Raw genomic sequence first — 23,018 nt, 5'->3', positions numbered from 1 at the left:
AGCATTCGGAGAGAATCGACGCCGGCATTGGCCGCTGATACTCTCGCGAGACTGCCTTCCCGCCGGATCGCCGGCAAGCCTCCCGACCGGCCGCCGCTCCGCCATGCTCCTTGGACCCAAGACACGCTCGCTCTCCCTGCTGGCCCTTGCCGTCATCGCAGCGCTGTCGCTGTGGTTCGTCTCCGCCGCGATCCTCCCCGAGATGCTGGCCGAGCAGCCGATCACCCCGGTGCGCCAGGCGCTGCTGTCGAGCGCCGTCCAGATCGGTTTCGTGATCGGCGCTCTCGCCTCCGCCATTCTCGGCCTGCCGGACCGGCTGCATCCCGGCCGGCTCTTCGCCGCCTGCGCCGCGCTTGCGGCCCTGGTCAACGCGGCGCTGCTGATCCTGCCCATCGGCGGCACGGGAGCCATCCTGGCACGGGTCGCCACCGGCGCCCTGCTTGCCGGCGTCTACCCGGTCGGCATGAAGATCGCCGTCGGCTGGGGCTTGAGGGATCGCGGATTTCTCGTCGGCCTGCTGGTCGGCGCGGTGACGCTCGGCTCGGCCCTGCCGCATGTGATCGCGCTCGGCGGCGGCGCCGACTGGCGGGCGACCGTGCTGATCGCCTCCGCCGCCTCGCTCGTTGCCGCCATCCTCGCGCTCGCCGTCCGCCTCGGGCCGTATCACGCAAGTTCCCCGCGCTTCGATCCGGCGGTGATCCGCCGCGCCTGGACCGACCGTCGCATCCGCCTCGCCTATGCCGGCTATTTCGGCCACATGTGGGAGCTCTACGCCATGTGGACATGGGCCGGGGTGGCGATGGCCGCCGCCTTCGTGCCCGCCTTGGGCGAAGGCGAGGGGCTGGCACTTGCGCGCATCGTCACGTTCACCGCCATCGCGCTCGGAGGGCTCGGCTGCATCGCCGGCGGCTGGCTCGCTGATCGCATCGGCAAGGACACGGTGGCGATCATCGCGCTCGCGGTCAGTTTCGTCAGCGCGATCGCTGCTGCCCTGTGCTTCGGCGGGCCGGTCTGGCTGCTGGCCGCGATCTTCCTGCTGTGGGGTGCCTCGATCGTGCCGGACTCGCCCCAGTTTTCGGCCCTCGTTGCCGATTTCGCCCCGCCGGAGCAAGCCGGCAGCCTGATGACACTGCAGACGGCCATCGGTTTCGCGCTGACCTTCGTCACGGTGCAGGCCGCCCCGGTCGTCGCAGAAGTGGCCGGCTGGCCGGTGCTGCTGGCCCTGCTGGCGCTCGGTCCCGCCGCCGGCCTGATCGCCATGGCGCGGCTGTGGCGCCTGTCGCGCCGGGCCGGGACCTGAGGCGGCATCCCCTTTCCGAGAACGCAAAAAGCGCCGTGCCTTGTCCGGGCATCGGCGCTTCGCGCATCACGCAAGCCTTGCGTGAAAGGTCGGCTTCGGCCGGGTCGACCCGGCCGGCGCGTTACAGGACGCGCAGGTTTTCCGCGACCGTGTGGCCGCGCAGATAGGCGAGGTCGTAGACCACCAGCTGGCCTTCGCTAAGGCTCGGGACACCCGACTTGCGCAGCGCCGCCATGTCCACGTGAACATAGTCGCCTTCGTTCGGCTCGATCTCGCCGACACCGGCGTTGATGTCGAACCACTTCACATTACCAAGTTCCATAGTCAGTCTCTTTCTTATCGTTCTTGTTTTCTTTGCACCGTCAGGTGCCGTGCCTCGCGCTCGCATTCGCCATCGCGAAGTGCCGGGCTGCGAAAGGTTCATCGCGGTGCGGAACGTATCGCACCGACGCATGACGAATTGCGCCAAAGTCGTTTCGGGTCGTTTCTCGAAAACGCCCTACCCTCCTTATGCAATGAGAGGGTGACAGGCTTGCGACACCGTTTGGCGCGCGTGATCGTCAATCAATCATGAACAGGCACTGTTAATAAATGGTAAGCGAATTCTATTTTGCAAGAGGCATGCGATCCGAGAAGAAAAAGCTAGGGTTGAACCCTGCAGGCAGTTGCAATCAGCCGCCCCAAAATGCGCCAGGTCTGCTACCATCATCACACGCTGGCTCCTCGATCCGCCGAAAGGCCTGTGATGCTGCATTCGACCGTCAACGTCCTGTTGCTCTACCCGCGCTTTCAGGCCGGCTCTTTCTGGAACTATCAGGAGACCTGCGCCCTGATCGGCGCCAAATACCCGGCACCACCCCTCGGCCTGATCACCGTCGCGGCCATGTTGCCTGAGAGCTGGGAACCGCGGCTGGTCGACCGCAACACGACGACGCTGCGGGACGAGGATCTCGCCTGGGCGGACGTCGTCTTCACCGGCGGCATGCTGCCGCAACAGTCCGATACGCTGGCGATCATCGCCATGTGCCGGAAGGCCGGCATTCCCGTCGTCGTCGGCGGACCCGACGTGACCTCGAGCCCGGAGCATTACGCGACGGCGGACTTCCGGGTCATCGGCGAGGCCGAGGGCATCTTCGGCGCCTTCCTCGAGGCTTTCGAGCGCGGCGAGCGAAGCGGCACCTTCGAGGCCGAGAAGTTCAAGGCCGACGTCACCACCACGCCGGTCCCGCGGTTCGACCTGCTGAACTTTTCCGATTATGCGCAGGTGAACGTGCAGTTCTCGCGCGGGTGTCCCTTCACCTGCGAATTCTGCGACATCATCGAGCTCTACGGCCGCAAGCCGCGCACCAAGGGCAGCGCGCAGATCCTGGCCGAGCTGCAGGCGCTCTACGATCTCGGCTATCGCGGCCATGTCGATTTCGTCGACGACAACCTGATCGGAAACAAGAAGGCGGTGAAGGCGTTCCTGCCGGACCTCGTCGCCTGGCAGAAAGCCCATGGGCGCCCGTTCGAGCTGTCCACCGAAGCCTCGCTCAACCTGGCCGATGACGAGGACCTGCTGGAGATGATGCGCCAGGCCGGGTTCTTCGTGGTCTTCGTCGGGATCGAGAGCCCGGACCCGGACGTGCTGGTCGCCACCCGTAAGAAGCAGAACACCCGGCGCGATATCGCCGCCAGCGTGCACAAGATCTACGAGGCGGGCATCTTCGTCATCGGCGGCTTCATCGTCGGCTTCGACGAGGAGAGTGACCGGGTGGCGGACGAGATCGCCGGCCTCATCGAGGAAGCCGCCATTCCCGTTGCGATGACGGGCCTGCTCTACGCCCTGCCCAACACCCAGCTCACCCGGCGGCTTGCGGCGCAGGGCCGTCTGCATGCCGAGTTCGACATGGCCGATCCCGATCACGAGCAGGGCGACCAGTGCACGGCGGGGCTCAATTTCGAGACGCTGCGCCCGCGTGCGCGGATCCTGGCCGACTATCGGAAGGTGATCGAACGGGTCTACGGCCCGCAGGCCTATTTCGACCGGCTGCGCAAGATGGTCGAACTGCTTGACATGAGCGGCCCCAATGGCGACGTGCTCAACGCGCGGCTTGCGAGCGACGTGAAGAAGCTTGGCCGGCTCGTCTGGTCGATAACCCGGTACAAGCCCGAGCATCGCGGCTATCTGTGGCGGATGATCGCCTTCACGCTGCGGCACAATCCGCGGGCGCTCAACCCGATGCTGCACATGGTGGCGCTCTACGTGCACCTCGGCCCGTTCTCGCGCTTCGTGCTGCAACGCATCGACACGCAGATCGCCGAGATCGAAGCCGGAAACTGGCAGCCTCCGGCCCTTGTCGCCGCCGAATAGGCGGCGACGAAGCCCGGATCAGGAATCCATCTTCAGGGCCTTGATGAAGGCCTCCTGCGGGATCTCCACCTTGCCGAACTGGCGCATGCGCTTCTTGCCTTCCTTCTGCTTTTCCAGAAGCTTGCGCTTGCGCGTCGCGTCGCCGCCATAGCACTTGGCGGTCACGTCCTTGCGAAGGGCCGCGATGGTCTCGCGGGCGATGACCCGGGCGCCGATGGCCGCTTGGATCGGGATCTTGAACATGTGCCGCGGGATCAGGTCCTTGAGCTTCTCGCACATGGCGCGGCCGCGCCGCTCGGCCTGCGAGCGGTGAACCAGCGTCGAAAGCGCGTCGACCGGCTCGGCATTGACCAGGATCGACATGCGAACGAGGTCGCCTTCGCGGTAGTCGGTGATCTGGTAGTCGAAGGAGGCGTAGCCCTTGGAAATCGACTTCAGCCGGTCGTAGAAGTCGAACACCACCTCGTTCAGCGGCAGGTCGTAGGTGACCATGGCGCGGCTGCCGACATAGTTGAGGTCGACCTGCACGCCGCGCCGCTCCTGGCAGAGTGTCAGGATCGCGCCGAGATATTCGTCCGGCGTCATGATCGTGGCGCGGATCCACGGCTCCTCGATGATGTCGATCTTCACCGGATCCGGCATGTCGGCCGGGTTGTGCAGCTCCTTCAGCGTGCCGTCGGTCAGGTGCATGCGGTAAACGACCGAAGGCGCGGTGGCGATTAGGTCGAGATCGAACTCGCGCTCCAGCCGCTCCTGGACGATTTCCAGATGCAGAAGGCCGAGGAAGCCGCAGCGGAAGCCGAAGCCGAGCGCCGCCGAGGTCTCCATCTCGAAGGAGAAGCTGGCATCGTTCAGGCGCAGCTTGCCCATCGCCGCGCGCAGGTCCTCGAAGTCGTTGGCATCGACCGGGAAGAGGCCGCAGAACACCACCGGCTGGGCCGGCTTGAAGCCGGGAAGCGCCTGCGCGCAGGGCTTGCGGTCGTCGGTGATCGTGTCGCCGACGCGCGTGTCCGCCACTTCCTTGATCGAGGCGGTGATGACGCCGATCTCGCCGGGGCCGAGGCCGTCGACCGACAGGAACTTCGGCGTCATGACGCCGACCCGGTCGATCTCATAGGCCGCGCCCGTGCCCATCATCTTGACCTTCTGGCCCTTCTTCATCGAGCCGTCGATGATGCGCACCAGCACCATGACGCCGAGATAGGCGTCGTACCAGCTGTCGACCAGCAGCGCCTTCAGCGGCGCGGACGGATCGCCCTCCGGCGCCGGCAGGCGGTTGACGATCGCCTCCAGCACGTTCTCGACGCCGAGGCCGGTCTTGGCCGAGATCATCACCGCTTCGGAGGCGTCGAGGCCGATCACGTCCTCGATCTGCTCCTTGACGCGCTCGGGCTCGGCCGCCGGCAGGTCGACCTTGTTGAGCACCGGCACGATCTCGTGATCGTTGTCGATGGCCTGATAGACATTGGCGAGCGTCTGCGCCTCGACGCCCTGGCTGGCGTCGACGACGAGCAGCGATCCCTCGCAAGCGGCCAGCGAGCGCGAGACCTCATAGGCGAAGTCGACGTGACCCGGCGTGTCGATGAGGTTCAGCTTGTACTGCTTGCCGTCCTTGGCGTTGTAGATCAGGCGCACGGTCTGCGCCTTGATGGTGATGCCGCGCTCGCGCTCGATGTCCATCGAATCGAGCACCTGCTCCTTCATCTCGCGCTCGGTCAGCGTGCCCGTCATCTGGATCAGGCGGTCTGCCAGCGTCGACTTGCCGTGGTCGATATGCGCCACGATGGAAAAATTGCGGATGTCGGAGATTTTCTGCGTGCTCATGCGCGCCCATTTACCATCGCCGGATGCGACGGCAAAGCGGATTGCGCGGCGCATCATCGAAAAAGACGGGAACCACCCCGCGCCGCCACGGACAAGATGCCGAAGAGCGGCGCGCGGCCCCTCCTACCTTGCCACCAGAACCTCGGTGCAGGCCTGAGGCAGGGCCGCCAGCGTCATGTGCTTCTTCTTCGCAGGCGCGGCCGGCTTGTCGGTCTTCTTCGGCTTTTTCGGCACCCAGGGCTCGTCGGACAGCCACCAGGCGAGTTCCCGGCCGCAGCCGTCGCCCGGCGGCGGCGCGTCCTGATCCTTGCAGCCGACGCTCCCCTCAGGACAGGCGATGCGCACATGGAAGTGGTAGTGGTGGCCCCACCAGGGCCGGACCTTGCGCAGCCAGCCGCGCTCGCCGGTCTCGAAACGGCACAGCGCCTGCTTGATGCCGGGATGGACGAAGATGCGCGCAACGCGCGGGTCCTGCGCGGCACGGCGGATCAGCCGGGCGCGCGATGCGCTCCATTTCGCCGGATCGACGCCGCGGTCGGCGCCCGGCAGTTCGGACGAGCCCTTCAGCATCGAGACCGCCGACATGGTTTCGCGTTCCTCGCGCGACAGCGCGCGGCCGGGCATCGGCGTCAGCCAGATGTCGGCATCGAGGCCGATCTGGTGGCTGGCATGGCCGGAGGTCATCGGCCCGCCGCGCGGCTGGGCGAGATCGCCAACCAGCAGGCCGTTCCAGCCGAGCGCCGGCGCGTCATTCGCCAGGCGCTGCAACATGTCGACAAGCTGCGGATGGCCCCAGTTGCGGTTGCGCGACAGGCGCATGACCTGCCAGGCCGGCCCGTCGACGGCGAGCGCCGTCGCCCCGGCAAGGCAGCCCTTGGCATAGGAGCCGATGGACCTGGCGGCGAGCGGTGCGGGCGCCCGCATGGCGCCGAAAAGATCCTTGGCGACCGCACTGGGCCGCACGGCAGAAGGCGAAAGCCCGGAAGGAGCGGATGCCAGCTCGACGGGCGCGGCGGCCACGACGACGGGACGCTCCGCCGGGGCCGGACGCGGCAGGGGCGCAGCAGCGAAGCTCGAATAGACCTCGCCGGCGGGCGCTGCCGCGGCACTGGACCGCGCATCGACGAGGTCGCCGATATCGGTCGACGGCAGGACGCGCGTCGTCGTCACGCGCCGCTCGTCCAACCGCGACATCGCCTCGGCGGCGATCAGGCTCGCCGGCTTCTCGCGCGGCAGGGGCGCAGCGCCTGCGGGCGCCGGCGCCACGACGGCAAGGCCGGCAACGCATGCGGTGGCCAGAAGGGCGAGCAGAAGCGGGCGCCCTTCGCGGCACGGCCGGGCGCTGTGGGATCGGCCGCTCGGGGACATGGCTGATGCACGCATTCGCGACATGGCCGGCTCCTTTCGTTCCGCGCGGGTTTCGTTCCGCGCTGGCCCTTCCCGCCGACGCAGTGCGCCGACGGTCACATCCAGTGTCGCGCCGGAGCGTTTACGGACGGTTAACCATAAATCGAAAAAGGCGCGGCGTCAGACGGACACTCGCTATTCGGGCCACTCGCTCATCTCCTGCGCGAGGCGGTCGAGCAGCTGGGTGTTGTCGCGGATGATGCGGTCGGCGACGCCGTTCAGCTCAATGATGTTGCCCGGACGGGTGTTGTCGATCGCCTCCGCCCCGGCCGGCAGGTCGCCGTCGAGGCGCACCACCTCGCCGATACCGGCGGCCGGAAGCAGCCGCTCGGCCTGATAGGCGGCGGTGGTCGACTGGCCATGGGCGAGGACGGAAAGGAGCGGCACGCCGTTTGCCGGCAGCAGCCAGCCGAGCGGGCCCCAGGACGCGGCCTCGCGGAAACTCCAGGAGCGGCGGATGTCGGCGCCGGTGCCGAGCGACAGAATGGTGATCTCCTCCGGCTTCCAGCCCATCTTCATCGCCTCCAGCCAGACCGCCAGCACCGGGTTGTTCATGACGACGCCGCCGTCGATCAGCACCCGCTCGTCGCCATGGGTCAGGTTTTCCGTGCGCATCGGCTCGAAATAGGCCGGTGCCGCCGTGGTCGCGCGCACCGCCTGCCAGAAATAGTAGTCGTCCGGCCGGCTGCCGTCGCTCTGACGCCCGTTGGTCATGAACACCGCCTCGCGGCGGCCGAGGTCATAGGCCGTCAGCACCACGCGGGTCAGCGCCGACTGCAGCGAGGTCCAGCCGAGTTGATCCTTGAGGATGCGCTCCAGCGGCCGCTCGTCGTAGCGCTCGTCGAACACCGCGCGCGGGTTGGCGACGAAGCGCTCGAACAGGCTCTTGCGGCGGAAGACCTCGCGCGCCTCCACCTCGAAGAAGCGGCGCAGCTCAGAAATTCCGGCCGCCGGTGCGCCGCTGGTGTCGTCGGGGCGCGGGGCGGCAAGGCCCGCGGCAATCAGTCCGCCGGTGGAACTGCCGCCGATCATGTCGAAATAGCGATGGAGAGGCTGGGTCTTGCCGAGCACGCGCAGCCGCGCCTCCAGCGTCTCGAGGATTCGCAACGGGATCAGCCCCCGAATACCGCCTCCGTCGATCGCCAGGATGAAACGCCTGCGTGCTGCCATGGATTGCTTGCCTCCGCTTGCTGTCCGCGCGCGTTCGCCCGCGGGGCGCTCCCCTGCCGGCTGCGCAGGACCGATCATGCCTGCCCAAGCCTTTGCGCGAAATAAGACAAACCGATGACCCCCCTGCAAAAAGAACGGGCAAAGGGACGCAGGCCAGCCCGGCGTGCGGCCTGGTCAGCCGGCCTCGGCCTCGGCCTCGGTCGCGCGGACCTCGACGGCGGCAATCAGCCGCTCGATGTCCTGCGGCCGCGACAGCCGGTGGTCGCCGTCTTTGATCAGGGTCAGCACCACATCGTCCAGCGCCAGGCACTCGGTCAGCCGCAGCGCATGGCGCCAGGGCACGGCATCGTCGCGCTGGCCCTGCAGGATGGTGACCGGGCAGCCGGTCTCGATCAGGCCTCCGAGCAGCAGGTTGTCGCGGCCGTCTTCGATCAGGGCGCGGGTGATCACATACGGGCTGTGGTCGTACTCGGACGGGCGCTCGAAACGGCCCTCGCGCAGGATCGTCTCGCGGATCTCGTCGGTGAACTCGTGCTTCCACATCAGCTCTTCGGTGAAGTCCGGCGCCGGGGCGATCAGCACCATGCCGGCGAGCGGCGCGGACGCGACCGGCCGGGCGGCCAGCGCCCGCGCCAGCAGCAGCGCGATCCAGCCGCCCATCGACGAGCCGACGACGATGGTCGACTCGCGGCAGAAGGCGGCATGGACGGCCAGCGCTTCCTCGGCCCAGCGCGAGATCGTGCCGTCCTCGAAGGCGCCATCCGAGATGCCGTGGCCGGAATAGTCGAGCCGGGTGACGGCGCGGCCCGTGGCGCGCGCCCAAGCGGCAAGCTCCTCCGCTTTGGTGCCGGCCATGTCGGACTTGAAGCCGGACAGCCACAGCACGCCGCAGCGCCCCGGCGCGCCCTCCTCGCGCAGGACGGCGATGCGCCGCCTGTCGGCACCGACCTCGATATGGCGCACCTGATCCTGAGCCTGCCCGTCCATCGCTGCCTCCGCTTCCTTGCCCGTTCATCTTGCCTGATTGCCGCCCGATGTGGCACAGGTCGCGAGCCTTGAAAAGTCCGCGCCGGGCTTTCGCTTGCCCCATCCGACAGGAGCCCTCGTGACCCGCCGAACCGTGCTGCAAGTCATTCCGGACCTCCAGACGGGCGGTGCCGAGCGCACCGCCGTCGACGTGGCGCGGGCACTGGTGGCAGCCGGGCAACGGGCCATCGTGGCAAGTCGCGGCGGCCGTCTGGTGGCGGAGCTGGAGGCTGTCGGCGCCGAACATGTGACGCTGCCGTTGGCGAGAAAATCGCCGCTGGGTATCTGGCGCAATGCCGGCGCGCTGACGCGCCTGGCCCGCAAGGAAGGGGTGGAGCTGATCCATGCCCGCTCGCGCGCGCCGGCCTGGTCGGCACTGATCGCCGCACGGCGGCTCGGCCTGCCCTTCGTCACCACCTATCACGGCATCTACAACCAGACCAATATCTTGAAAGGGCTCTATAATTCCGTGATGGCGCGGGGCGATGCGGTGATCGCCAACTCCCGCTACACGGCCGCGCTGATCGCCGAGCGGCACCCTTTCGCAAAGGACCGCATCACCGTCATCCATCGCGGCTCCGACCTTGCCGCGCTCGATCCGGCGTCCGTTTCGCCCGAGCGCCGGCAGGCCCTCGCCGACGCCTGGGGCCTTCAGGACGGCGAGCGGGTGATCCTCAATCTTGCCCGTCTCACCCACTGGAAGGGCCAGACGGTGCTGATCGATGCGCTGGCGCGGCTCGCCGCCTCGCGCAAGGCGCCTGCCGACTGGACGGCGATTCTGGCGGGCGATGCCCAGGGCCGGGAGACCTATGCGGCGGAGCTGAAGACACGAATCGCCAATGCCGGCCTCGGCGACCGGGTGCGGCTGGTCGGCCACTGCGCGGATGTCGCCGCAGCGCTTGCCCTTGCCGATGTCGCGGTGGTCGCCTCGATCGAGCCGGAAGCCTTCGGGCGGGCCGCCGTCGAGGCGCAGGCCGCCGGCGTGCCGGTGGTCGCGACGAACCTCGGCGCCGTGCCCGAGACGGTGCTGGCGCCGCCCGAGGTCGCAGACGATGAGCGCACCGGCTGGCGCGTGCCGGCGAGCGATGCCGCCGCGCTTGCCGCGGCGCTGGCCGAAATGCTGGCGCTCGCGCCGCAGGACCGCGCGGCGCTGGCCGCACGGGCGCTCGCCCATGTGCGGCGCGACTTCACCGTCGAGGCGATGTGCGCGGCAACGCTTGCCGTCTACGACAGGCTGATCGGCAACGAGCGCCAGCGCCGGAACGGAGCTTCCAGCGAAACCGGTTGACTCAGGCCCGTTTTCGCTCGATTTTCGTGGCCTGGCGCCTTGCGGCGTACAAAGCCTCCCCGACGCATGGCGTTCGGGGTATTTGTGTTGCAAGGCAGAGCCTCCGGCCGAGAGCCGGTTTCGCCAAGTCGTTGAAATGTTAGAGGAGATTGCGACCATTCGCCGTCCATACCGCGCACCGCCGCCGACCAAGGAAGGCCCGCGCACAAATCAAGAGATCCGCGTTCGAGAAGTCCAGCTCATCGATCAGGATGGACAGAACCTCGGTGTCACGCCCACGGAAGACGCCTTGAGGATGGCCGAAGAGGCCGGTCTGGACCTTGTCGAGATTTCTCCGAACTCTTCGCCCCCCGTCTGCAAGATCCTGGATTACGGCAGGTACAAGTACCTGAGCCAGAAGAAAGCCGCAGAGGCGCGCAAGAATCAGAAGGTCGTCGAGGTCAAAGAGATCAAGATGCGTCCGAATATCGACACCCATGACTATGAGGTGAAGATGCGGAACATGAAGCGTTTCTTCGACGAGGGCGACAAGGTCAAGGTCACCCTGCGGTTCCGCGGACGCGAAATGGCGCACCAGGACCTGGGTGTCGCGCTGCTCAACAAGGTGCGGGACGAGACGGCGGAATTCGCCAAGGTCGAATCCCACCCGCGGCTGGAAGGCCGCCAGATGGTGATGGTGCTGGCGCCGATCGCGCGCTGACGCCTGCCGCCCGACACGGCCGCGGCAAGCGGCGGTTTTTCGCGAAACCCGGCCTCGAAAGGGGCCGGGTTTCGCAGTTTCGGGTGCGGGCCGACAAAAGGGCGGCACGAGGCCCCGCAAAGCCGCCGGAGCGCTTGCGTTTCCCGGCCGCTTTGCCTATAAGCCCGTGTCCCGAGCCGCCCGGCTTCACGGGACCGGCCGTGTTTCGGCCGGAGCCCGCGACAAAAGGGCATGCCGTGGCGGCTCATAAAACGGCTTCCAACAACAACCGGCGGATCAGCACCGCCGGGTCGAGAAAGGATGCAAAATGCCCAAGCTGAAGACGAAGTCCGGCGCCAAGAAGCGCTTCAAACTGACCGCGACCGGCAAGGTCAAGACCGCTCAGGCGGGCAAGCGTCACGGGATGATCAAGCGTTCCGCCAAGTTCATCCGCAACGCGCGCGGCACGACCACCCTGGCCGAGCCCGATGCCCGCATCGTCAAGAAGTTCCTGCCCTACGGCTGAGCCTGACGGCGTTCTAGACTTTTCAAGGAGTTACATCCCATGTCGCGTGTCAAAAGGGGCGTCACCGCCCACGCCAAGCACAAGAAGGTCCTCAAGGCCGCCAAGGGCTACTACGGTCGTCGCAAGAACACGATCCGCGTCGCCAAGCAGGCCGTCGAGAAGGCCGGCCAGTACGCCTATCGCGACCGCAAGGTTCGCAAGCGGAACTTCCGTTCGCTCTGGATCCAGCGCATCAACGCCGCTGTCCGCGAGCACGGCCTGACCTACGGGCGCTTCATCGACGGCCTCAACAAGGCCGGCATCGAGATCGACCGCAAGGTCCTCTCCGACATCGCCATCCGCGAGCCGGATGCGTTCAAGGAGCTGACCGAGAAGGCGAAGGGCGCGCTCGCAGCCTGAGGCGCGAGAGCCCGTCTGCCCAGCAGACCTGCATGAATCCGAAGGGCGCGCCAGCCAAGGGCGCGCCCTTTTTGCATGCCGGGACGGCGTGCCGGATTTCGAGAAATTTCGAGACGGATTTTGCAAAATTCCGTCTCAAAATCGGGTTTGCGCGTCTCAATCGTCGCAATCTCGCCAAGTCGCCCGCGCCTGCGCAAACGGGGATAGGGCGGGGACAAGTGCGCGCGGCGGACGCCGGGGGAACCGCCCGGACCGGCCTGCCGAGCCGGGCGCCCGCTCCGCCCTATCCCCGCTCCCGTGCCAATCAATCCCCGCCCAGCATCGCCGTGATATGGTCGAAGACGATCCTGATGCGCCGGCTGGTGTGCAGCTCGCGGTGGGTGACCACGAAGACCGGAACGGGAATGGCGGGAAGCTCCGGCAGCAGGCACTCGACCTCCGGCGCGAGGCGGGCGACGTCGTCGATCATGGCGCCGACGCCGAGCCCGGCGCGGACGTAGTGCCAGGCGACGACGCCGTTGTCGCTGACGAGCGGGAAGCTGTCCGGCGTCAGCGACAGGCCCTGCGCGTTGAGCGCCAGGCGGAAGCGGTCGGACCGCTCGAAGCCGACGAAGGGCCAGGCGGAGAGCGCGGCGGCATCGCGCGGCGGCCCGCCGCGGCGGGCGATGAGATCGCGCGAGGCGTAGAGCCGGGCCTGCATGTCGGGCATCCGCCGGGCGATCAACTCGCCGTCCTGCGGCTCGACATGGCGGATGGCGATGTCGGCCTCGCGGCGGCGGATGTCGCGCAGGCTGTTGGTGGCGACGATCTCCAGCGACAGGCCGGGCGCGGCCTCGCGCAGGCGCTCCAGCACCGGCGGCAGCAGCCAGGCGGAGACGACGTCGCTGGCGGTGACGGTGACCTCGCCCGCGACCGCCTCGACCCGGCCGGAGGCGGCCAGCGAGACGCGGCCCGCCGCCTCGCCCATGGCGCGGGCGTGCTCCAGCAGTTCGAGCCCGGAGCGGGTGAGGCTGAGCGAGCGGCCGACCCGCTCGAACAGGGCGACGCCGAGCTCCTGCTCCAGCGCGGCAACCTGGCGGCCGAGCGTCGGCTGGGTCAGCTTGAGGGTGCGGGCGGCGGCCGAGAGCGAGCCCTCCTCGGCGGTGACGAGAAAGGCGCGCAGACGGTTCCAGTCGAAGGCGGGACGGAGCGGCGAATTCATGCAAAAACGTATAACGAAGCTGCGCTTTTATGCAATTTCTTCCGGAAGGCCCCTGAGCTAGACAAGAGCCGGATCGACGACCCGCAGACGGAGCAAGGGGCGATGCGCAGGCAGGACGAGTTCTGGGACAAGGCGGCCCGCAAATATGCCGCCGACCCGATCAGGGACGAGGCGTCCTACCGGCGGACGCTGGAGGCGACGGCCGCGCGGCTGACGCCGCAGGATCGGGTGCTGGAAGTCGGCTGCGGCACCGGCACGACGGCCTTGCGGCTGGCCGCAGGCACGGGCAGCTATCTCGGCACCGACATCTCGGCTGAGATGATCGCCATCGCCAACGAGAAGGCCGCGGCCGCCGGGGCCGGCAATGTCGCCTTCCGCAAGGCCAGCGTCACGGAGGCCGGACAGGCGGAGATGGCGGCCGGCGCCCCGCCCTTCGATGCGGTGCTGGCCTTCAACATGCTGCACATGGCGGAAGACCTGCCGGCGACGCTCGCCGCGCTGAGAGCCCGGCTGAAGACCGGCGGGCTGCTGATCTCCAAGACCGTCTGCCTGAAAAGCTGGGGCTGGTACATGCTGCCGCTGATCAAGGCGATGCAGCTGGTCGGCAAGGCACCGCATGTCGGCTTCTTCAGCATCGCCGAGCTGGACCAGGCGATGGTCGATGCAGGCTTCAGGATCCTCGAAGCCGAGTTGCACCCGGCCTCGCGCAAGGCACGGTTTCTGGTGGCGCAGAAGGTCTGAGGCGGCCGCCGTCCCCTCTCACGGCACGCCGAGGAACCGGTCGAGAATCGCCTCGGCCATTTCGCGCACGGCCTGCCGGGCCTGGTCCGGCGACAGGCGGGCAATGTCGGTGAGCGCGATCATCGCCTCGGTGCCGGTTGCCGCCGACAGGGCGCCGACCAGGAGGGCGAGCCGGTCCGCCGGCAGGGCCGGCCGGACATCGCCGAGCGCCTGGCGGAACATGGCAACGCGGCGGGCGCCGCGGCGCGGTGCCTCCCCTCCCGCTTCGGCCAGCCAGCAGTCGAGATTGCGCGCCAGGAACTGGCGAAAGGCGCCCTCATGGGCCAGCGCCAGGTCGAGCATGTAGAGGCTGACGGCCAGCACCTTTTCGCGCGGAGTGTCGCAGCCTTGCACGATCTCCGCGTAGTCGCGCACCTCGACCGCAAGGCCCGCCTCCGCCGCAAGAACCGCCGGATCGGAGAAATAGCGATAGGCCGTCGCCTTGGAGATGCCGCTCTCGGCCGCCGCGGCGGTGACGGTCACCGGCTCGCCGCGCTCGATCAGGGCACGCGCGCCGGCAAGGATCGCCTCGCGGGTGCGGTTCTTCTGGGATGTGCGTTCGCGGATTGCCACTCGGCTTCCTCATAATAAGACACTTGTCTCATAAAAAGACTTGTGTATCATAAAACCATTCCAGCGCTCTCACAAGTGGAGGACGGGCCGTGGCGGACAATCGCGCAAGAACGTATGAGACACTCGGCATCCTGATGAAATTCCATGCCTTTCCCGGCGATACGCTGGGCAAGTACTGCCTCGTCGAGGCCGTGGTGCCGCCGGGACTGGGTGCGCCGCCCAACCACCATGCGGGCGAAACGGAGGCCTTCTACGTGCTGGAGGGCGAGATCGAGTTCATGGTGGCGGGCGAAACGCGCATCGCCGGGCCGGGCAGCCATGTGGCGATTCCCGACGGGGCTGTGCATGCCTTCACGGCACGCGGCACGACGCCGGCACGGATGCTGATCCTGAACGCGCCGGGCCACATGCACGAGCGTTTCTTCACCGAACTGGGCACGCCGGTTGCCGACGAGACGAGCGCACCGGCACCGATGGACGGACCGCCGGATGTGGCGAAGGTGATGCAGGTGGCCGGCGCGACTGGCATGACCATCCTGCCGCCGCCGGCCTGAGGCGGGCCGTTCAGATGCCCGGCGGCGCGGGGCGCAGGCACAGCGCCGCCTTGAGGCCGGAACGACGGTTCTCGACGAGCAGGCGGCCGCCCCAGGCCTCGGCGATCTCCGAGACGATGGCAAGGCCGAGCCCCGCGCCGCTGCCGCCGGCCAGATCCAGCCGGCCGCCGCGGGCGGTGAGCGGGCCGATCATCTCGTCCGCAATGCCCGGCCCGTCATCCAGAACGGCGAGGCGAACGAGGCGCGGCGTTTCGCCGGCTTCCTTGCCGCCCTGCTCGCCCGGAGCCTCGTCCAGAGTGAAGCGGACCCTGGCCACCGCGTGGCGGGCGGCGTTTTCGGCGAGATTGCCGAGCGCCTCGGCCAGGTCGTCGGGATCGATGGCAAGGCGCGCGTCCTCGGCAATTTTCACCTGCCAGTCGAGCCGGGCGCCGGCGGGCGTGCGCGAGACGACGGCAACGACGGCGCGCGCCACAGCGGCAGGGGCGGCGGTCGCCGTGCCGCGACCGGAGGCGAGGCGGGCGCGGGCCAGCTCCCGCTCCACATGGCGGCGCATGGACAGGGCCACCGTCTCGATCTCGGCGGCGATCTCGGTCTCGCCGCGCGCCTGCAGCCGCTCGATATCGCCGGCGAGCACCTGCAACGGCGTGCGCAGGCCGTGGGCGAGGTCGCCGGCGCGGGCACGGGCGCTCTCGACCTGCGCCTCGCGGGCGGCAAGCAGGCCGTCGAGCTCGTCGGCGAGCGGACGGATCTCGTCGGGAAAATCGTCGCCCAGACGCGTGCGGCGGCCGGAACGGATGGCGGCGAGCCCGTCGCGCACCGCCGCAAGCGGCCGCAGACCGATGGTGACCTGCGCGACCGCTGCGGCCATCAGGAACAGGGCAAGCACCGCAAGATAGGGCGCAAGGTCGAGGCCGAAGGCGCGCGTCGCCTCGTCGATCTCGCGCCGGTCGATGGCAGCGGCGACGCGAACCGAGGCGCCGCGCAGCTCGACCACCCGCTCCAGCAGCAGAAGCTGCGTGTCGCCGGGGCCGGCCAGAGTGTGGCGATGGGGCAGCGGATCGCCCTCCCCTTCTGCCGGCAGGGCCAGCTCGAAATCCCAGAGCGAACGGGACCGCTGGACAGCGCCTCGAGCCGTCCCCTGCCCTTCAAACTGCCAGTAGAGGCCGGAGAGCGGCACGGCGAAGCGCGGATCGCCGGGCGGGCGCAGGAGAACCGGCGCGCCGTCGGCATCGCGGTCGAGGCCGGCGACCAGCTGGTCGAGATGGACGGAAAGCTCCTGGTCGATGCGCCGCTCGACATGACGCTCGAACAGCACCAGGAGGCCGGCGGCGGCGAGCGCCAGCGCGGCCAGCACCGAGACGGCGCCGGCGAGGATGAGACGCAGGCGAAGCGAGCCGCGCCGCCGGGCGGCCGGGGCAGCGTGGGGCCTCACGCGGGCGCGTCCGCGACGAGATAGCCGAAGCCGCGCCGGGTCTCGATGGCGTCCGGCCCGAGCTTGCGGCGCAGCCGCGCGACCACCGCTTCCAGCGCATTGACGTCGCGGGCGTCGTCGTCGCCGTAAAGATGCTCCAGCAGCTCGGTCGGCGGCACGACCCGGCCCTTGTGATGCATGAGATAGGCGGTCAGGCGGTATTCGAGCGGCGACAGGGCGAGCGGCACGCCGTCGCGGGCAACGCGCATCTGGCGGGTGTCGAGCATCAAGTGTCCGGCGGCGATGGCGGGCGTGGCGACGCCGACGGAGCGGCGGATCAGCGCGCGGACGCGGGCGACCAGTTCCTCCATGCGGAAGGGCTTGGCGAGATAATCGTCGGCGCCGGCATCGATGCCCTCGACCCGCTCGGCCCAGGCGCCGCGGGCGGTCAGCACCAGCACCGGCATGGCGCGCCCGGCCGCGCGCCAGCGCTTGAGCACCGACAGGCCGTCGAGGACCGGAAGGCCGAGGTCGAGCACCACCAGATCGAAATCCTCCGTATCGCCGAGGAACCAGGCCTCCTCGCCGTCGGCAGCGCGCTCGACCACATAGCCGGCGGCCGTCAGCGCGGCCGCGACATCGCGGGCGATGCGCTCGTCGTCCTCCACCAGCAGAAGCCGCATCAATCGTCCTCGATCTCGATGATGCGTGCGGTGGCCGCGTCCACTGCGATCTCGCGCACGCGCCCGGACGGCATCACGATCTTGAGCTCGTAGACATAGCGGCCGTCGTCGCGCTCGAAGTCAACATCCAGCACCCGGCCGCCGACGCTGCGCTCCACGCTCGACAGGATCTCCGACAGGGGGCGGATCTCGCCGGAGCGCAGCAGGCGGCGGGCGCGCTCGTGATCGTCGTCGTCGTCGGCGTGCACGGCAAGCGGCCATGCGCCGGCGGCCAGGACTGGGAGCGCTGCGGCAAGGGCAAGGAGGAAACGGCGGCGTGCGGGATGTGCGGTCATGGCCTCGTTTCCATAAGGCATCGATCCTGACAATTGCCTGACGGCACGCATCGGCGCGGCGTCAGGGGGCGTGGTGCAAGGTGGCGTCATTCGCGGTTCGAGAGCGAGCCGCGGCACCGCAAAGACAGGAAGACCCATCATGAAGAAGACCCTTGCCATCGCCCTCCTCGCCCTTGCCGCCGCCCCGAGCCTGGCCATGGCCGGCGACGACGACGGCCGCAACCGCTGGGGCATCGACGCGCCGCGCGACCAGTGGATGAGCCTTGCCGACGTCACGGCCAAGATGGAGGCCGCCGGCTACACGATCCGCGAGATCGAGATCGACGACGGCATCTACGAGGTCGAGGGCCGCGACGCCAACGGCGCCCGCATCGAGGCCGACGTGCATCCGGTGACGGGCGAGATCCTGCGCCGCGACAGGTAACCGGGCACGCCACGCCGGCGGGGGCCGACTAAAGCGGCCAGACGAGGAGCAGCATCGGCACGGCCACCGCCGCCACCACCAGCTCCAGCGGCAGGCCGAGGCGCCAATAGTCGCCGAAGCCGAAGCCGCCCGGCCCCAGGATCAGCGTGTTGTTCTGGTGGCCGATGGGGGTGAGGAAGGCGCAGGAGGCGCCGATGGCCACCGACATCAGGAAGGCATCGGGATCGACGCCGAGCGTTGCCGCGATGCCGATGGCGATGGGGCACATGACGGCCGCCGTCGCCGCATTGTTCATGACATCCGACAGGAACATGGTGACGACCAGCACCATCGCCAGCGCCGCCACCGGATGGCCCTGCGCCAGGGTGCCGACAAGGAAGGTGGCGATGAGCTCGGCCGTGCCGGTCGCCTCCATCGCCCCGGCGACGGGAATGAGGGCGGCGAGCAGCACCACGACCGGCCAGTCGATGGCGGTGTAGACGGAACGCAGCGGCACGGTGCGCAGAACCATGGAGGCCAGCACGCCGGCGGCGAAGGACACGGCTGCCGGCAGCAGGCCGACGACCGTGACCAGGATCGACAGGCCGAGGATGCCGGCTGCCAGCAGCGCCTTGCGCTTGTCGGGAATGCGCAGCTCGCGCTCGGCCAGCGGCACGCAGCCGGTTTCCGAGGCGAACTCGGCCAGCACGTCGGCCGGGCCCTGCATCAGGAGCAGGTCGCCCGACTGCAGCTGCAGGGTGCGCAGCCGCGTGGTCGAGCGGCGACCGTTGCGCGAGACGCCCAGCAGGTTGATGCCGAAGCGGCTGCGCAGGGCAAGGTCTCGGGCAGAACGGCCGACCAGCTGCGATTCGGGCCGCACCACCAGTTCGCGCAGCACCACCTCTTCCGCTTCCGTATCGCGGCGGGCCTCGCGGGCTTCGCCCTCGCCCGTCTCGCCGGGTTTTGCCTGCGCCTCCTTCGTCTTGCTCTCCCGCGGCGCCGGCTCCGGCTCGGACACAGGCCCCAGCGCCACGTCGCCGAGGGCGGCGGCCTCGTCGATCTCGCGCCGGCGCTGCTCGTCCTCGTCGCGGCGGGCTTCCTCCTCGCGCACACGCTCCTTCTTCTCGCGCTCCTCGTCGCGGGCCTTGGCCTGCTCCTCCAGCTTGAGATCGAGCTTGGAGAGCGCCTCGGCGATGCCCTCGACATCCGCCTCCAGCACCAGGACATCGCCGCCCTGGACGCGGCGGTTGCCGCGCGGGGCGCTGACGCGCAGGCCGCCGCGCACCAGGCCGACGACCTGGGCCTCGGCCTTGTCGAGCTCTGCCTCGATCTCGTAGAGGCTCATGCCGTCGGCCTTGCCCTTCTCGCCCACCCGCACCTCGGTGAGATAGGAGCCGACCTCGAAGGCCTCGCCTGCGGCCGCGCGGGTGATCGGCACCAGCCGCCAGCCGACGGTGACGATGAAGGCAAGGCCGGCCAGCGCCACCACGAAGCCGACGGGCGCGAAGTCGAACATGGAAAAGCCGCCGCCGCCGGCCGAGGCGCGGAAGCCGGAGACGATCAGGTTGGGCGGCGTGCCGATCAGCGTCGTCATGCCGCCGAGAATGGTGCCGAAGGCGAGCGGCATGAGCATGCGCCCCGGCGTCATGTCGAGGCGGCGGGCGAGTTGCAGCGCCACCGGCATCAGGAGCGCCATGGCGCCGACATTGTTCATGAAGCCGGAGAGCGCCGCGCCGAGACCGGTCAGCGCGGCAAGGCTGAGGGTGCGCCCGGCATCGTCCGGCAGCACGGTGCGGGCCAGCACGTCGACGGCGCCGGAAGTCTGCAGGCCGCGGCTGAGCACCAGCACGCAGGCGACGGTGATCACCGCCGGATGGCCGAAGCCGGCGAAGGCCTCCTCGGCCGGGACAAGGCCGGCGGCGACGCAGGCGATCAGCGCGCCCATCGCCACCATGTCGTGCCGCAGGCGGCCGGACAGGAAGGCCGCCATCGCCAGGGCGAGGATGGCAAGGATCGCGATCTGGTCGCCGGTCATGCAGTGCTCCGCTCGTGCCTTGCAAACGTCTGTAGCGTCTCGCAGGTTGCACGAAAACCGCGGATATGGCGATCAGGGCGAATTCGGGCAGGTCCATGTCGCGCGCGCGGCTATGCAACGCGGGACAACCGGCGTAAGACGGCCGGCGGAGACGGACTGACAGGACGAGACCGGCGGCAGATGGACGAGAGCGGCGACACGGGACGGGCGGCGGCTCCCCAAGCACCCGCCGACACGCTGGCGCTTTTCGACGCGGGAGCGGGAACGGCGCTGCTGTTCGCCCGGCCGCGGCGCATCATCGCCTGCCATGAGGTGAGCGACGTGGCGGCCGCCCTCGCCGAGGCGGAGGCGGCGGCACGCGCGGGCTTTCACGTCGCCGGATACCTCGCCTATGAGGCGGGCTTCGCCTTCGAAGAGAAGCTGCGACCACTCGCGCCGAAGGATCCGGCGCTGCCGCTGGTCCGTTTCGGCGTCTATGACGAGGCCACGCGGCTGACATTGAGCGAGGCGCTGGCGCGGATCGGCGCCGGCGACATCGCGCAAGAGGGATGCGGCGGGACGGACGCCCGGATCGACGGCTTCGAGCTGACGCGCGAGGAGTACGACACGGCCTTTGCCGCCGTGCGCGAGCATCTTGCCAAGGGCGACATCTACCAGGCCAACCTGACCATGCGGGCGCGCGGGCGGATCGCCGGCGAGCCGGCGCGGCTGTTCGCCCGGCTGCTGCTGTCGCAGCCGGTCGGCCATGCGGCATTCCTGCGCACGGAAACGCACACCGTGCTGTCGCTGTCGCCCGAACTCTTCCTGGAGCGGCGCGGCACGCGCGTCGCGACACGGCCGATGAAGGGCACGGCCCCGCGCGGAAAGACGGGCGAGGACGACCGGCGCATCGCGCGGGCGCTCGCGAGCGACCCGAAATCACGGGCCGAGAACGTGATGATCGTCGACCTGATGCGCAACGACCTGTCGCGCATCGCGGCAACGGGCAGCGTCGCGGTGCCGCGCCTGTTCGAGGTCGAGCCCTATGCGACGCTGTTCCAGATGACCTCGACGGTGGAGGGCGAGGTCCCTGGCGAGACCGGCTTTGCCGCCTGCATGCGCGAGCTGTTTCCCTGCGGCTCGATCACCGGGGCGCCGAAGCTCTCGGCGATGCAGATCATCCATCGCCTAGAGAGCGGACCGCGCGGCCTCTATACCGGAGGCATCGGCCATCTGGAGCCCTCCGGCGATTTCCGCTTCAACGTGGCGATCCGCACGCTGGTTGTGGAGGCGGACGGACGGTTCGAAGCGGGCGCGGGATCAGGGCTGGTGTTCGATTCCGCCAGCACCCCGGAATACGACGAGTGCCGGCTGAAGCTCGCCTTCCTGGAGCGCCGGGCGCCGGACTTCTCGCTGTTCGAAACGATGGCCTGGCACCCGCCGGAGACCGGCGATCCGCTAGGCGGATACCTGCTGCTGGAACGCCATCTTAGCCGGCTCATCAACAGTGCCGCGCGGCTCGGCTTTCCGCTGGATGCGGACGGTGCGCGGGCGCTGCTGGCAGGCCGGGCCGGCGCTTTCGACGGGCCTCGGCGGGTGCGGCTGGAGCTGGCCGGCAGCGGAAAACTGTCGCTGGAAGACCGGGAGCTGCCGCCGGCTGTCTCGTACTGGACGGCGGTGCTCGCAGACGTGACGATGGTAGCCGGCGATCCGCTGCTGCTGCACAAGACGACGCTGCGGGAGACCTATGACGGCACGCGGGCGCGGCTGGCCGCCTCGACCGGCTGCGACGAGGTGATCTTCGTCAATGACGAGGGCTTTCTGACGGAAGGAAGCTTCACCAATCTCTTCCTCGCGCGCGGCGGCCGGCTGCTGACGCCGGCGCTGCGGCACGGGCTGCTGCCGGGCACGCTGCGGCAGGCGCTGCTCGACACCGGACGGGCGGCGGAGGCGGACCTGCGGCCCGAGGACCTCGCCAAAGCGGACAAGATCTATCTGGGGAATTCGCTGCGCGGGCTGGTGGAGACGCGGATCCAGTCGCGGGCAACGCTCGCCGCCGGCTGATCCGAGGCTGAAGATCCGGCAGGCACTGCCTCTACGCTCTCGCCCGCGGGCTCGTCCGGCACGGCCTTCGCGCCGAGATCGCCGCCCACCAGACGCGCATAGCGGTCGCCAGCAAGATGGCGGCGGAACGGGCTCTGCCGCAGCAGGTCCTCGCGGTGCGAGAGTATGTGCGGGACGGCGGGCGGGGCCTCGCCCGGCTCGTCCTCGTTGGCCGGCTCGGGAGACGGCACCTCAGCGGGGCGCGAGGAGGGGTGTTCGGGCCGGCTTTTCGGCGGAGCGACGCCGGCAAGCCCAGGCGACGGCCAGGGCAGGATCTCCAGCTCCGGCCACGCGGCCTTCATCCGCAGCGCCTTGTCCAGATAGGTCGAGGAATTGTCGAGGGCGGGGTTGGGCACCAGCCGCATGGCGAAGATATCGGCGAGACCGAAAGGCGCGGCGATGGACAGGCGGCCGTCCGCCTCCAGCCGCACGGCAACGGCATGGGTGCGGGCGGCGTAGTTGACCAGCGCCTCGTCGGTGCAGGAGAGCGGCGGATAGTCGATGCCGTGCTTTTCGCGGAACCACAGGGGCACACGCGCCTGGTTGCGGATTTCCACCGGCGCCGGCAGGGACGAAAAGCGCGGACGGGCGCGGGTGATCACCCGGTCCTCGGCCTCGTAGCTGGTGTCGGCGCCGTCGAAATAGAGCAGGTCGAAATCGCGGATGCCATGGCCGGCGGGGCGGCCGGTCAGGGCGTTCCAGACGGTCTGGTAGACGGCGCCGCTGGCGAGCCGCCAGTCCGGCAGGGCAAGGCCGCGGGCGATCCGCAGCACGCGCATCACCACCGGATCGGTGCGCAGGATCAGTTCCAGCACGCGCCTGCGGTCGTCCTCACTGGCGAGCGAGGGATCGCCCAGCGTGGTGCGCCCGAAGGCAAGGCCCTGGCCAAGGGCGGGCGGCACGGCTTGCGCCGGCTTCATCGCATGACCCTTTCGTGATGCGCGCAGACAGCACCGCGCGTCGCCCCCTTGCCCGCAAGGATGGCCGCC

Annotated in this window: 22 protein-coding genes; 10 read left to right on the top strand and 12 right to left on the bottom strand. The window is 69.1% G+C overall.

Going from position 1 to position 23,018, the window contains the following annotated elements; genetic code table 11:
* Positions 1-103 precede the first annotated feature (103 nt).
* The gene (locus MNI96_RS11045) at positions 104-1,300 is read left to right on the top strand and encodes an MFS transporter (protein WP_249692989.1); all 1,197 of its coding nucleotides are present in this window, start codon (positions 104-106) and stop codon (positions 1,298-1,300) included.
* A 121-nt stretch (positions 1,301-1,421) separates the two neighbouring features.
* On the opposite strand, the gene MNI96_RS11040 is transcribed toward MNI96_RS11045, so the two are convergent.
* Positions 1,422-1,622, bottom strand: a complete 201-nt coding sequence (locus MNI96_RS11040) for a cold-shock protein (protein ID WP_249692987.1) — start codon at positions 1,620-1,622, stop codon at positions 1,422-1,424.
* Positions 1,623-2,045: 423 nt separating this feature from the next.
* Here MNI96_RS11040 and MNI96_RS11035 point away from each other — a divergent pair, with 423 nt between their 5' ends.
* Entirely contained in the window at positions 2,046-3,653 is a 1,608-nt protein-coding gene (locus MNI96_RS11035) for a B12-binding domain-containing radical SAM protein (RefSeq protein WP_249692985.1), read from the top strand.
* 18 nt (positions 3,654-3,671) lie between these two features.
* Here the strand turns inward: MNI96_RS11035 and lepA are convergent, their stop codons facing one another.
* The 4 genes from lepA to MNI96_RS11015 all read right to left on the bottom strand — a co-directional run bounded on the left by lepA (position 3,672) and on the right by MNI96_RS11015 (position 9,041).
* Positions 3,672-5,477 (bottom strand): translation elongation factor 4, encoded by a 1,806-nt coding sequence (lepA, locus tag MNI96_RS11030; protein ID WP_249692983.1) that lies wholly within the window; start codon positions 5,475-5,477, stop codon positions 3,672-3,674.
* 123 nt (positions 5,478-5,600) lie between these two features.
* Complete coding sequence (gene mepA / locus MNI96_RS11025; RefSeq protein ID WP_502960324.1) at positions 5,601-6,869, bottom strand: penicillin-insensitive murein endopeptidase; 1,269 nt, start codon at positions 6,867-6,869, stop codon at positions 5,601-5,603.
* A gap of 150 nt (positions 6,870-7,019) precedes the next feature.
* On the bottom strand, positions 7,020-8,054 hold the full coding sequence (locus tag MNI96_RS11020) for a patatin-like phospholipase family protein (protein ID WP_249692981.1): 1,035 nt from the start codon (positions 8,052-8,054) through the stop codon (positions 7,020-7,022).
* Between the two features lie 174 nt (positions 8,055-8,228).
* Positions 8,229-9,041: an alpha/beta hydrolase gene (locus MNI96_RS11015; protein ID WP_249692979.1), complete on the bottom strand. Its 813-nt coding sequence runs from the start codon at positions 9,039-9,041 to the stop codon at positions 8,229-8,231.
* Between the two features lie 118 nt (positions 9,042-9,159).
* On the opposite strand from MNI96_RS11015, the gene MNI96_RS11010 reads away from it, so the two are divergent.
* The 4 genes from MNI96_RS11010 (at position 9,160) to rplT (ending at position 11,972) form a co-directional block, all read left to right on the top strand.
* Positions 9,160-10,368 (top strand): glycosyltransferase, encoded by a 1,209-nt coding sequence (locus MNI96_RS11010; protein WP_249692978.1) that lies wholly within the window; start codon positions 9,160-9,162, stop codon positions 10,366-10,368.
* A 136-nt stretch (positions 10,369-10,504) separates the two neighbouring features.
* A complete protein-coding gene (infC, locus tag MNI96_RS11005) occupies positions 10,505-11,068 on the top strand; it encodes a translation initiation factor IF-3 (protein WP_249692977.1) in 564 nt (187 codons plus the stop codon).
* Between the two features lie 307 nt (positions 11,069-11,375).
* Positions 11,376-11,573, top strand: coding sequence for a 50S ribosomal protein L35 (rpmI, locus tag MNI96_RS11000; protein ID WP_067223866.1), 198 nt, complete (start codon positions 11,376-11,378; stop codon positions 11,571-11,573).
* A 39-nt stretch (positions 11,574-11,612) separates the two neighbouring features.
* Entirely contained in the window at positions 11,613-11,972 is a 360-nt protein-coding gene (gene rplT / locus MNI96_RS10995) for a 50S ribosomal protein L20 (protein ID WP_120270266.1), read from the top strand.
* 304 nt (positions 11,973-12,276) lie between these two features.
* Here the strand turns inward: rplT and MNI96_RS10990 are convergent, their stop codons facing one another.
* The gene (locus tag MNI96_RS10990; protein ID WP_249692976.1) at positions 12,277-13,173 is read right to left on the bottom strand and encodes a LysR family transcriptional regulator; all 897 of its coding nucleotides are present in this window, start codon (positions 13,171-13,173) and stop codon (positions 12,277-12,279) included.
* A gap of 102 nt (positions 13,174-13,275) precedes the next feature.
* On the opposite strand from MNI96_RS10990, the gene MNI96_RS10985 reads away from it, so the two are divergent.
* On the top strand, positions 13,276-13,914 hold the full coding sequence (locus MNI96_RS10985) for a class I SAM-dependent methyltransferase (RefSeq protein WP_249692975.1): 639 nt from the start codon (positions 13,276-13,278) through the stop codon (positions 13,912-13,914).
* 18 nt (positions 13,915-13,932) lie between these two features.
* Here MNI96_RS10985 and MNI96_RS10980 read toward each other — a convergent pair whose 3' ends face one another.
* Positions 13,933-14,526: a TetR/AcrR family transcriptional regulator gene (locus MNI96_RS10980; RefSeq protein WP_249692974.1), complete on the bottom strand. Its 594-nt coding sequence runs from the start codon at positions 14,524-14,526 to the stop codon at positions 13,933-13,935.
* Positions 14,527-14,615: 89 nt separating this feature from the next.
* On the opposite strand from MNI96_RS10980, the gene MNI96_RS10975 reads away from it, so the two are divergent.
* Positions 14,616-15,080, top strand: a complete 465-nt coding sequence (locus MNI96_RS10975; RefSeq protein ID WP_249692973.1) for a cupin domain-containing protein — start codon at positions 14,616-14,618, stop codon at positions 15,078-15,080.
* A gap of 10 nt (positions 15,081-15,090) precedes the next feature.
* Here MNI96_RS10975 and MNI96_RS10970 read toward each other — a convergent pair whose 3' ends face one another.
* Genes MNI96_RS10970 through MNI96_RS10960 form a run of 3 tightly spaced genes read right to left on the bottom strand, consistent with a single transcriptional unit; the run spans position 15,091 to position 17,509 of the window.
* Entirely contained in the window at positions 15,091-16,512 is a 1,422-nt protein-coding gene (locus tag MNI96_RS10970) for a sensor histidine kinase (RefSeq protein WP_249692972.1), read from the bottom strand.
* Entirely contained in the window at positions 16,509-17,174 is a 666-nt protein-coding gene (locus tag MNI96_RS10965; protein WP_249692970.1) for a response regulator transcription factor, read from the bottom strand. The genes MNI96_RS10970 and MNI96_RS10965 overlap by 4 nt, the downstream gene beginning before the upstream one ends.
* Positions 17,174-17,509, bottom strand: a complete 336-nt coding sequence (locus MNI96_RS10960; RefSeq protein WP_249692968.1) for a PepSY domain-containing protein — start codon at positions 17,507-17,509, stop codon at positions 17,174-17,176. The genes MNI96_RS10965 and MNI96_RS10960 overlap by 1 nt, the downstream gene beginning before the upstream one ends.
* 139 nt (positions 17,510-17,648) lie before the next feature.
* Here MNI96_RS10960 and MNI96_RS10955 point away from each other — a divergent pair, with 139 nt between their 5' ends.
* Positions 17,649-17,933: a PepSY domain-containing protein gene (locus tag MNI96_RS10955; protein WP_249692966.1), complete on the top strand. Its 285-nt coding sequence runs from the start codon at positions 17,649-17,651 to the stop codon at positions 17,931-17,933.
* Positions 17,934-17,961: 28 nt separating this feature from the next.
* Here MNI96_RS10955 and MNI96_RS10950 read toward each other — a convergent pair whose 3' ends face one another.
* Entirely contained in the window at positions 17,962-19,947 is a 1,986-nt protein-coding gene (locus MNI96_RS10950) for an SLC13 family permease (RefSeq protein WP_249692964.1), read from the bottom strand.
* Positions 19,948-20,127: 180 nt separating this feature from the next.
* Between MNI96_RS10950 and pabB the strand changes: the two genes are divergently transcribed.
* Positions 20,128-21,990: an aminodeoxychorismate synthase component I gene (gene pabB, locus MNI96_RS10945; protein ID WP_249692961.1), complete on the top strand. Its 1,863-nt coding sequence runs from the start codon at positions 20,128-20,130 to the stop codon at positions 21,988-21,990.
* Here pabB and MNI96_RS10940 read toward each other — a convergent pair.
* Complete coding sequence (locus tag MNI96_RS10940; RefSeq protein ID WP_249692959.1) at positions 21,918-22,949, bottom strand: nucleotidyltransferase family protein; 1,032 nt, start codon at positions 22,947-22,949, stop codon at positions 21,918-21,920. The two genes, pabB and MNI96_RS10940, sit on opposite strands and share 73 nt — an antisense overlap.
* Positions 22,950-23,018: the final 69 nt, after the last annotated feature.

Source organism: Stappia sp. WLB 29 (assembly GCF_023507705.1).
In the GTDB taxonomy this organism is placed as follows: domain Bacteria; phylum Pseudomonadota; class Alphaproteobacteria; order Rhizobiales; family Stappiaceae; genus Stappia.
This window is presented reverse-complemented; position numbering and strand designations above follow the sequence as displayed.